Source organism: Pseudonocardia sp., assembly GCF_025965585.1.
Classification (GTDB): Bacteria; Actinomycetota; Actinomycetes; order Mycobacteriales; family Pseudonocardiaceae; genus Pseudonocardia.
In genome coordinates this window covers 1-10,091 of record NZ_JAOPWR010000301.1, presented here as the reverse complement: position 1 = coordinate 10,091, position 10,091 = coordinate 1, and the positions used below count along the sequence as shown (strand labels likewise).

Genomic DNA, 10,091 nt, shown 5'->3' with positions numbered 1-10,091 from the left:
TCAAGTGATCAAGGCTGGCGTGAGAACCGCCATGATCAACGCGAGAGTCGTGCCCGCACTGCTACCCGCAGGTCTCGGCGTGTCGCCACCACCTCGACCACCTCAGCGACTTTGCCGGGGCCCTGGGCTGGGCCATGCGACCCAGCGGGATCGCGTCGTCGAGCGCCTTCATCTTGGCCGGGTCGTTCATCGTCGAGGTGTTGATGGGTGTGGCGACCGCGCCGGGCCCGATGTTGACGACGCGGATTCCGTGCGGCCCCAGTTCCACACCCGCGGTACGGGTCAACATCCGCATGCCGCCCTTGGAGACGCAATACGCGGTATTCCCGGGCATCGGCCAGTCCTCGTGCACCGAGGAGATGTTGAGCACGATCCCGCCGCCGCCCTGGGCGATGAATTGCTTGGCCGCGAACTGGGTGCCGAAGAAGGCACTCTTCAGATTCACGTCCAGCACCTTCTCGTACTGCTCCTCGGTGGTGTCCAGGATGGAGGTGCGGGTCTCCATGCCGGCGTTGTTGACCAGCGCGTCGAGCCGGCCGAAGTTCTCCACGGCCGCCGTCACCATCGCCTCCAGGCCGGCAGCCTGCGTGACGTCGGCCTGCACCCCCACCGCCCGGCCGCCCGCCGCCTCGACCTTCTTGACGAGGGAGGCGGTCTCCTCGGGGTGGACGATGTAGTCGATGACGACGTTCGCGCCCTCCGCCGCGGCCGCCACGACGATCGCCTCACCGATTCCGCTGTTGCCACCGGTGACCACGATCGTCTTTCCTGAAAGCAGCATTCCCACTCCCTTGTCTGATTCCGCAAAAATGCCCCGAATTGCCCGTCCCGCAGCGGTCGGCCGGGGGATGCGGACGCCAATCTAGCCACGAGGCTGCCACTATCTCGGGATGACCCGGATCGAGGACTACGCGCTGCTCGGAGATCTCCACACTGCCGCGCTGGTGAGTACGGCGGGATCGGTGGACTGGCTCTGCTTTCCCCGCTTCGACTCCCCCGCCTGCTTCGCCGCGCTGCTCGACACGCCCGACGCGGGCCGCTGGCTGATCGCGCCCGCCGCGGGTGGCGTCTGCTCGAGTCGTCGCTACCGCGGCGACACGCTCGTCCTGGAGACGGAGTGGACCACCCCGGAGGGCCGCGTCCGGGTGATCGACTTCATGCCCCCGCGCGGCCACGCGCCCGACGTCGTCCGGATCGTCGAGGGCGTGAGCGGGGCCGTCCCGATGCGCGGCGAGCTGCGGCTGCGCTTCGACTACGGCCGCGTGATGCCGTGGGTGCGGCGCCGGGGCCACCGCATCGAGGCCGTCGCCGGGCCCGACGCGGTCTGGCTCGCCACACCGGCCCCGACCGAGGGCCGCGAGTGGACGACGGTGTCGGAGTTCACCGTCCGCCCCGGGGACCGCGTGCCGTTCGTGCTCACCTGGGCGCCGAGCCACCGTCCCGCGCCCACCCCGGTCGACGCCGAGGAGGCGCTGCTCGACACCGTCGGGTTCTGGGAGTCGTGGTCGTCCGGCGGCACGCATCTCACCGGCCGCTACGCCGAGCCGGTGCGCCGCTCGCTGATCACCCTCAAGGCGCTGACGTACGCCCCGACGGGCGGCATCATCGCGGCGCCGACCACGTCGCTGCCCGAGCAGGTCGGCGGCCCGCGCAACTGGGACTACCGCTACTGCTGGCTGCGCGACGCCTCCTACACGATGCAGGCGCTGCTGGCCGCGGGCTACGACACCGAGGCGAAGGCCTGGCGGAGTGGCTGCTGCGGACCGTCGCGGGCGACCCGGCCACGCTCCAGATCATGTACGGGGTGGACGGCACCCGGCGCCTGCCCGAGCTGGAGCTGCCGTGGCTCAGCGGCTTCGAGAAGTCCGCGCCCGTCCGCACCGGCAACGGCGCGGCCGACCAGCTCCAGCTCGACGTGTACGGCGAGGTGCTCGACGGGCTGCACCTGGCCCGGGAGAGCGGCATGAGCTCCACCGACGACGCCTGGCAGCTCGAGATCGCCCTGCTCAACCACCTGGAGGGGCACTGGCAGGACCCCGACAACGGTCTCTGGGAGATGCGCGGGCCGCGCCGGGACTTCACGCATTCGAAGGTCATGGCGTGGGTGGCCGCCGACCGCATGGTCCGCGGGGCGCGCGCCCACCACCTGCCCGGCCCCGTGGACCGGTGGGAGCAACTGCGCGACACCATCCATGCCGAGGTGCTGGAGAAGGGCTACGACAGCGGGCGCGGCACGTTCGTCCAGTCCTACGGGAGCACCGGGCTCGACGCGAGCCTGCTGCTCATCCCCCGCGTCGGGTTCCTGCCCCCGGACGACCCGCGGGTGGTCGGCACCGTCGACGCCATCCGCCGCGAGCTGACCCAGGACGGCTTCGTCCTGCGCTACCGCACCGAGGCCTCCGACGACGGCCTCCCGGCGGGCGAGGGGGTGTTCCTCGCGTGCTCGTTCTGGATGGTCGACGCGCTGCACGGCGCGGGCCGGCGGCAGGAGGCGACCACGCTGTTCCACCGGCTGCTGGACCTGCGCAACGACGTGGGCCTGCTCAGCGAGGAGTGGGACCCGGTCGCGAAACGGCAGCTCGGCAACACCCCTCAAGCCTTCAGCCACTTCCCGCTGGTCGTCAGCGCCCTGCAACTGCACAACGGGCGGCACCACCGCAGCGACGAGCCCATCGACCCACCGCGACGACCCCGGTGACGGCCTCTCCGATCTCCTCGCGGTCCGCCGCCACCGGCAGGCTATGGCGGAGATCGCCCGACGTCACCGCAACGGCTGACGGCGAGGGTGTGGTGTCGCACGGCTCGGGCGGCCGGGCGTGAGCCGCCCGAGCTGATCATCCTCAACGCCATCGCTCACATCACAGATCCCGCCGCCGTCTCCCCCCAGATGTCCTCGAGGTAGCGATCGGCCGTGCGGAGGTCGGCGAGCCACTTCTCGCCGTCGGCCTCGGAGCCGCCGGTCTTCGCCCGGTAGACCTCCGTCAGCGCCGCCCGTACGCCGGGGGCCATCGTGGTGGCGTTCCCGCAGACGTAGACGACGGCGCCCTGCTCGAGGAGGTCCCACACCTGGTCGCGCTCGGCGTCGATCGCGTGCTGGACGTACTTGGGGCCCTCACCCTCGACCCGGGAGAAGGCGGTGCACAGCTGCGTGACGCCGGCGGCCTCGAACCCGCGGAGCTCGTCGGCGTAGAGGAAGTCGATGTCGGGCGTGCGGCAGCCGAAGAACAGCATCGACGCCGCGACGGGCACGCCCTGCTCCTTCATCGCGGCCCGCTCCTGCAGGAATCCCCGGAACGGGGCCATGCCGGTCCCCGCGCCGACCATGATCATCGGCAGGTGCGGGTTCTCCGGGGGCCGGAACGGGATCCGCGGCTTGCGGACGAACACGAACACGGTGCTCTCCGACCCACTCTGGTCGATGTGGCCCGAGCAGACGCCGGTGAAGGTCCCGTCGCCGCTGCGCGCCGGTCCACTGAGGACACCGACCGTGATGTCGCAGGACTTCGTGACGGCCGGCGACGACGAGATCGAGTAGTAGCGGGGCCGCAGTGCGGGCAGCAGGTCCAGGTAGACGTTGAAGGGCAGGTCGCACGACGGGTAGTCGTCGAGCAGGTCGAGCAGGGTGACCCGGCGGGACGCGACCCGCTTGCGGTAGCGGGCGCGGCCCTCGTCGTCGAGGGTGGAGAGCCCGAGCAGCTCGTCTCGCTGGACGGGGTCGGCGGTGTACTGCGCCAGCACGGCTATGTCGGAGCGGGTCGCGACGTCCTGCAGCTCGACGCAGCTGCCGAGGATCCCCAGCAGCGGCGCCGGCTCGTCAACGGGCAGGTGTGTGTAGGAGCCGCCGGCCTGCGTGATCGTGAGGTAGGTGCCGGCGTCGAGCCCGAACTTGGTGATCACCCGGCGGATGATGCCGAACCCGTTGCGGGGCAGTACCCCGAGGTGGTCGCCGGTGGCGTACTCGAGGCCGGGCGGCAGGGCGATCTCGACATGGCGGGTGGACCGCTCCGGCGCGGAGGTGCCGTCGCCGTTGAGCTCGCGATTGACCAGGACGGTCGCGGGGGCGGCGCGGTAGGACATCACGAGCGGGTTGGTCGTCTGCCGGTTCGTCATGCTCACGTGCAGCCGCTCCTTCGCGGCGGCGGCACCGGCGGTCTCCTCGCTCAGGCCCAGGGCGTCGTTCAGGGACGGCCACAGCTGGGCGTACCACTGCTGGTACTGGCCGTCGAAGTCGGAGCGGGCGTCGCCCTCGCCGCGGGCATGCACCCGCCGGCCGCCGCGTGCCTCGAGCTGGCTGTCGATCAGGGTCGGCACCGCCTGGTACGTCGACGCCCAGTCCATGTTGCCGCAGCCGAACACCGTGAACGCCAGCCCGTCGGCGGCGTCCGCGGCCGTCCCGGGGGCCTGGATCCAGCGGCAGAAGCGCTCGGCGTTGTCCGGAGGCTGCCCGTTGTACGAGGCGCACACGACGACGAGCGCGCCCGCGTGCGGGAGCTCGCCCGTGTGGTCGTCCAGGGAGCCCAGGGTCACCGCGAAGCCCCGCTCGGTGCCGTCCTGCGCGATGCGCGTCGCGATGCCCTCGGCCGTGCCGAGGTTCGACCCGAACAGCACCGTGAGCGGGGTGTTGTGCCGGTCGGCGACCGGGAGCAGGCGTGGGGCGGGGCGGTCCGAGGTGGTCGAACCGCCGGTGACCTGCGGCGCCGCGGGAGTGGTCCCGGTGGTCCGGCCGAGCCGGGGCCGCAGCGTGATCCGCAGATCCTCCGGCTTGAGGGTCAGGGCCTCCTTGATCTTCAAGGTGTAGTCGAAGCTGTCGACGAACTCGAAGCGCTGCAGCAGCATGCCGAGCACGAGCACGGCCTCCTGCATCGCGAACTGGCGTCCGATGCAGGCGCGCTGGCCTGCACCAAAGGGGCGGAAGGCGTTCGGGGGCAGCGCGGCGCGCGTCTCCGGCCGGAAGTGGTCGGGGTTGAACTCCTCGGCGTCGGCGCCCCAGATCTCCGGGAGCCGATGCAGCATCGGGGTCAGCGCGGTGAGCGAGGTGCCCTTCGGGATCCCGTACCCGCCGAGCACCGTGTCCTCGTACGGGTAGCGGGTGAACGCGGGCGCGGTAGGCCACAGCCGGAGGATCTCGTTGAGGATCTGCGTGACGTAGGTCAGGCCCTGGACCTGCTGGTAGGTGGGCGTCACCGCGAGGTCGGTGCCGAGGACGCGGTCGACCTCCTCGTTCGCCTTCACCACGACGTCGGGGGCCTTGAGCAGGTAGGAGACCGCGAAGGAGAGCAGCCCGCTCGTCGTCTCGTGGCCGGCGACCAGGAACGTGTTGCACTGGGCGATGATGTTGCCGTCGGACAGCTTCTGCCCGGTGCGCTTGTCGACGCCCTCGAGCATGCAGCTGAGCAGGTCCTGGTGGTCGGCGGCGTCGCCCGCCTTGCGCCGCTCCGTGATGATCTGCCCGACGACGCCTTCCATGTACTTGTAGTTCTCGTTCATCTGCCGGGCGGCGCGCCGGCGCAGCGTGCGCTGCACCCGCAGCTGCCGGGCCTGCGTCTGCGACTCGGTGAGGACACCGAGCATCGCCTCGACGAACGGGTGCTGGTCCTCCCGGTAGAAGGAGTTGAAGCGGTAGCCGAACCCGCACAGCGCGATCGTGTCCAGGGTCAGCCGGGTCATGTCCGCGGTGACGTCGACCGGCTCACCGGGGTTCAGCCGTTCCCACTTCTGCATCAGCTGCGCCGCGATGTCGATCATCATCGGCAGGTACCCCTGCATCGCCTGCTGGCTGAAGTTCGGGAGCAGGATGTTGTGTGCCTTCTGCCAGTCCGGGTCGTCGGTGTCGGCGGTGAAGAGCCCGGCGCTGGGCCGCAGCTCCCGGATGATCCGCTGTGAGACGCCGACGAACTTGTCGTAGCGGGTGTCGTCGCAGAGCTGGTCGATCTCCTCGAGGCCGGAGACGATGAACCGGTCGCCGAACGGAGTCCGCAGCCGGAGCATCGGGCCGTACTGGCGCGTCAGGTCCATCAGGGTCTGCATCGTGCGCCCGGCCGGGATGTCGAACATGTTCCCGACGACCGGAAAGCCCTTCGGGCCCGGGATCTCGTCGGCGCTGCGCGGCCCTTGGCGAGCTGTCATGCCGGTCATGCGGCACCTTCCTTGTCGGAGGTCGGGGCGGAACGGGGCCCGCCCCGGCGGGCCCCGGCCAGAACCACGACGCTGACCAGCACCACCCAGGCCGGGAACACGAGCACGACGGCCGGGTTGAACGTCGTGGCGAGGAGCAGGACCGCGGCCATCACGTAGGCCAGCAGCGCCGCCCAGCGCGGGAGCAGGCCGGCCCTGCGGAGCAGGGTGGTCGTCGTGATCACGTACATGCCCGCGCCGCGGATCGCGTAGACGAAGACCATGCCGTACCCGAGGCCGGACAGGGACCGGGCGATCCCGACGGACGGCAGGGGAACGTTCGTGAGGTCCATCAGCAGCGCCGTCGCACCGGCCGCACCGACGCCGACGAACAACAGCACCACGAACATCATCCCCGAGAGCAGCTGCAGCCCGTCGGGGATCGCCGAGGGTTCGGGGGTGTGCGCGCGGACCAGCAGCCGGAGCGTGGTGAGATGCCAGAGGAAGGCGATGCCGGCGAACGGGACGAGGCTCGTGCCGACAGTGACCAGGGTGCGGGCCCCGCCGGCGGTGTAGAAGGCCGCGTAGTCGGCATCCGGAACGGCGAGACCCGGTGATCGGTCCACCAGCACCAGCGCCAGCACGAACAGCGCCGAGAACAGCAGCCCGAGGACGCCCGAGAGCCGCGCGTACCGGCTCGCGGCGTCAGGGTCGGCCGGTGCCGTCGGCGTCGCGGCGGGGGCCGCGGCGGTCGGCGTCGCAGCGGCGGCCGCGGTGGTGGGCGTCGCGAGCGGGCGGACGTCAGCCCCCGGGTGGTCGATCATCGGTCCCCTCCGTGTCCGGCGCGGGCTCGTCGTCAGCGGTCCGCGTCTCGCGTCGGGACAGATCGAGCCCTTCCAGGACCCGCAGCAGGTCGAGAAGGCTGGCGAACGTGCCCCCCGTGGCGCCGGGCCCGTGCACGGTTCCTTCGAGCCGCCCGTCGGTGGCACGGAACAGGTCGAGGGTCACGCGCATCGCCCCTCCTCGCCGGCCGTTGCGGGCCGAACGTGGACGCGGTCCAGCATGGGTGGGCAGGGGGCGGCGTGTCCCTGGCAGGACCTTCCAGCACACCTTCCAGTGGCACGGTGGAGATCGCGTCAGCGGGCCAGGTCGGGCAGCCGTCCCGCCAGGTCGCGGCGCGAGGAGATGCCGAGCTTCGCGTAGATGTTGCTGAGGTGGAAAGCAACGGTCCGGCCGGTGATGAAGAGCTCGGCGCCTGTTTCCTGGTTGGTCCGGCCGCGGACGACCGACCGTGCCACGGCCAGCTCCTGGGTGGTCAGGTCGAGCAGGTCGCCGGCGGCGGGCGGGTGCAGGCCCGCCGTGCGGAGGAGCTCGTCGCACTCCGCGAGGAACGGTGCGGCGCCGAGCCGCTCGAGCCGCGCGCGGGCAGCTCGCAGCAGGTCGACAGCGGGGCGGCGCTCGCCGGCGGCCAGGAGGTGGCGCCCGTAGGCCATCTCCAGCCGGGCTCGCGCCGGCGCCCAGGGCGCGTGGTCAGCGAGCGCCATGCCGCGGTCATAAGCCTCACCGGCCGCGGCCGGGTCGGACCGGAGCTCCTCGCGACGGGCCCGGAGGCGCGCGGAGTCGAGCGCGGCCCAGCCCGGAGGGTGCGCGGCCACCCGCTTCTCGAGCTCCTCCAGGGCGGTGTCGGCCTCGAGCTCTCGGCCCAGGCCGAGGAGGCCTTCGACGTGCAGGACCCGCCAGGACAGCGCTCCGACGCCGTCGACGAGGTGCCGCACTGCGAGATCGTCGAGTGGGCGCAGAGCCGCGAGAAGTTCATCGTGGTCGCCCTCGGCTTGGGCGAGCGTCGCCCCGGCGACGGCCGCGTAGGCACGGCTTCCCCACCACGGCAGGAACCGGGCCGCTGCAGCGGCGGTGGCGACGTGGGTCCGGGCGGACTCCCACGCACCGCGCCCGGCGTCCACGTACCCGGCGATCGCGTGGGTGATCCCGGCACCGAGAAGGACCCCCGCGTCCCGGGCCAGCGAGATCGCGAGCTCGGCGTTCATGGTGGCGTCGTCCCAGTCCCCCACGCGGTACTGCGCCTCGGCGAGACACCCGAGGACCAGGATCCGGCCCTGCATCGGGATCCCTGGAGATCCGTCGCGGGCCATGCCGGACAACGTCGAGAGCGCCGTGGCGGCATCGCCCGTCCACAGCGCGAGCAGCCCCCGCAGGCCCCTGGTCTCGGCTGACCGCTCCCGCCCGAGCGGACCGTCGCGGCCGCGCCGCTCGAGCTCCGCGACGGCGTCGTGGTGCCGGCCGGTCGCGGCGAGGCCGATGACCCGGACGAACCGGGCCATCCCCAGGACGTCCGACGCCGTGCTGGTGGCCAGGGCCTCCTCCGCGAACACGACCGCGCGGTCCGGGTCGCCCTCGATGAGCGACACCAGCGCCAGGTTCGCCGCGGCCGCCGAGCGGTGTCGATCGTCGCGGCCACCCGCGTCCACGGCCGCGGTGAGCTCGTCGCGCGCCACGGCGAACCGCCCGGTCAACCCGGCGAGCTGGCCGAGGACCCGGCTGCGCCCCACGCTCGGGGCCGCAGCGCGGAGATCCGGCTCGGCCCTGAGCCCTCCCGCCACGTCACCCCCCGCCAGCATCGACTCGACGGCGCCGACCAGTCGCCTGGACCGCACCTCGTACGTCGGGCTGAGGTCGGCGGCGGCCAGGAGGTGGTCCGCCGAATCGCGCCACCGCCGCGCCTCCCGCTCGGCCTCGCCCAGGTCCTGCAGCTCGGCGGCCAGCTCCGGGTCCGGTCCCGCCGCGGCGGCGACCCGGTGCGCCAGCGACGCCGCGCCGCCGGTGACCGCGGCAGCCGCGTGGTGCAGGGCGTGCCGCCGGTCGGGCGGCAGGTCGCCGTACACGGCCGCCTGAAGGAGCGGATGCCGGAACGTGACACCCGGCCGCGCGGCGCCCGGCGTCTCCTCCAGCAGCCCGGCCTCGACGGCCTCGCTGAGCGCCCCCAGCGGGTCCGGCACTCCGGCAAGCACCACCAGGTCCGACAGCGCGCACCGGGGGCCGAGGACCGACGCGGCCAGAACAAGGTCCTGCGCCGGTCGCGACAGCGTGGACAGCCTGACCAGGACCAGCGAGGTCAGCGACCGCGGTGCCGGCAACACCCCGGACGTGTCGGCCAGGCCATCGGCGGGGAGCTCGGCGAGCAGGGCCCTGACGTGCATCGGGTGCCCCTCGGTGTGGGTCTGGAGCCGGCGGGCGGCGGCGGGGGTGAGCGCGGGCCCGTCCAGCGCCGAGGACAGGGCAGCGACGTCGTCGGCCCCCAGCCCCTCCAGCGGGAGCCTGCGCAGCAGGTGCTCCTGGGCGAGGAGCCGGTCCCACTGAGGGGGCGCGGCGTCGTCATTCCGTGCCCCGGCCACGACGAGGACGTGATCGTGTCGAAGTCGACGCGCCACGAAGACCAGGGCCCGTGCGGAGAGGTCGTCCGCCCAGTGCGCGTCGTCGACCAGCAGGAGGGCAGGCCCGGCGGCCTGCAGCTCGCCGAGCACGCCCAACAGCTCCGACCCGACCCTGAGGGGATCCGCGCCGGCCGCGGGACCGGAGGCCAACGTCGGGTGCGCCGCCAGGAGCGTCCCCGGAACGTCGGCCAAGAGCTGGGCGACGATCCCGTAGGGCAGCCCCACCTCGGTCTCGTCCCCGTCGGCCCACAGCACGGTGGCCCCGGCCACCGCGCGGCGGAACCGGCGCAGCAGCGCCGTCTTGCCGATCCCCGCGACACCGGTGAGCCAGACGACCCGCGCCTGCCCGGAACGTACGCGCTCGAGCTCCTCGGCCAGCACGGCCAGTTCGACGGCCCTCCCGACGAACGTGTCGGGGGTGGCCATGGATCGAGTGTCCCCGGACGTGGCCGGAAGAGGAAGGGGCCAGGTAGACATCCCGCACGCTGTCCTGTACGACCCGAGTTGGCTGCTGCAACGCCCACCTTG

The 10,091-nt window shown here is 72.5% G+C and carries 5 protein-coding genes and 1 pseudogene; 1 reads left to right on the top strand and 5 read right to left on the bottom strand.

Going from position 1 to position 10,091, the window contains the following annotated elements; genetic code table 11:
• Window positions 1-61: 61 nt before the first annotated feature.
• Window positions 62-781 (bottom strand): SDR family NAD(P)-dependent oxidoreductase, encoded by a 720-nt coding sequence (locus tag JWR81_RS18525; RefSeq protein ID WP_297654030.1) that lies wholly within the window; start codon window positions 779-781, stop codon window positions 62-64.
• 109 nt (window positions 782-890) lie between these two features.
• Here JWR81_RS18525 and JWR81_RS34425 point away from each other — a divergent pair.
• Window positions 891-2,698, top strand: a pseudogene (locus JWR81_RS34425) (glycoside hydrolase family 15 protein).
• Between the two features lie 155 nt (window positions 2,699-2,853).
• Here the strand turns inward: JWR81_RS34425 and JWR81_RS18510 are convergent.
• The 4 genes from JWR81_RS18510 to JWR81_RS18495 all read right to left on the bottom strand — a co-directional run bounded on the left by JWR81_RS18510 (window position 2,854) and on the right by JWR81_RS18495 (window position 9,989).
• Window positions 2,854-6,126 carry a cytochrome P450 gene (locus JWR81_RS18510; protein WP_297654028.1) on the bottom strand — a complete coding sequence of 1,091 codons (3,273 nt, stop codon included), beginning with the start codon at window positions 6,124-6,126 and terminating at the stop codon, window positions 2,854-2,856.
• Window positions 6,127-6,131: 5 nt separating this feature from the next.
• Window positions 6,132-6,938 carry a hypothetical protein gene (locus tag JWR81_RS18505; RefSeq protein ID WP_297654026.1) on the bottom strand — a complete coding sequence of 269 codons (807 nt, stop codon included), beginning with the start codon at window positions 6,936-6,938 and terminating at the stop codon, window positions 6,132-6,134.
• Entirely contained in the window at window positions 6,916-7,128 is a 213-nt protein-coding gene (locus JWR81_RS18500; protein WP_297654024.1) for a hypothetical protein, read from the bottom strand. Before JWR81_RS18500 ends, JWR81_RS18505 begins: the two co-directional genes overlap by 23 nt.
• A gap of 122 nt (window positions 7,129-7,250) precedes the next feature.
• Window positions 7,251-9,989, bottom strand: coding sequence for an AAA family ATPase (locus tag JWR81_RS18495; RefSeq protein ID WP_297654022.1), 2,739 nt, complete (start codon window positions 9,987-9,989; stop codon window positions 7,251-7,253).
• Window positions 9,990-10,091: the final 102 nt, after the last annotated feature.

Coding starts and splice junctions, on each gene's coding strand:
- JWR81_RS18500 (WP_297654024.1), bottom strand. CDS start 7,128: ATGCGCGTGACCCTCGACCTGTTCCGTGCCACCGACGGGCGGCTCGAA.
- JWR81_RS18505 (WP_297654026.1), bottom strand. CDS start 6,938: ATGATCGACCACCCGGGGGCTGACGTCCGCCCGCTCGCGACGCCCACC.
- JWR81_RS18525 (WP_297654030.1), bottom strand. CDS start 781: ATGCTGCTTTCAGGAAAGACGATCGTGGTCACCGGTGGCAACAGCGGA.
- JWR81_RS18495 (WP_297654022.1), bottom strand. CDS start 9,989: ATGGCCACCCCCGACACGTTCGTCGGGAGGGCCGTCGAACTGGCCGTG.
- JWR81_RS18510 (WP_297654028.1), bottom strand. CDS start 6,126: ATGACAGCTCGCCAAGGGCCGCGCAGCGCCGACGAGATCCCGGGCCCG.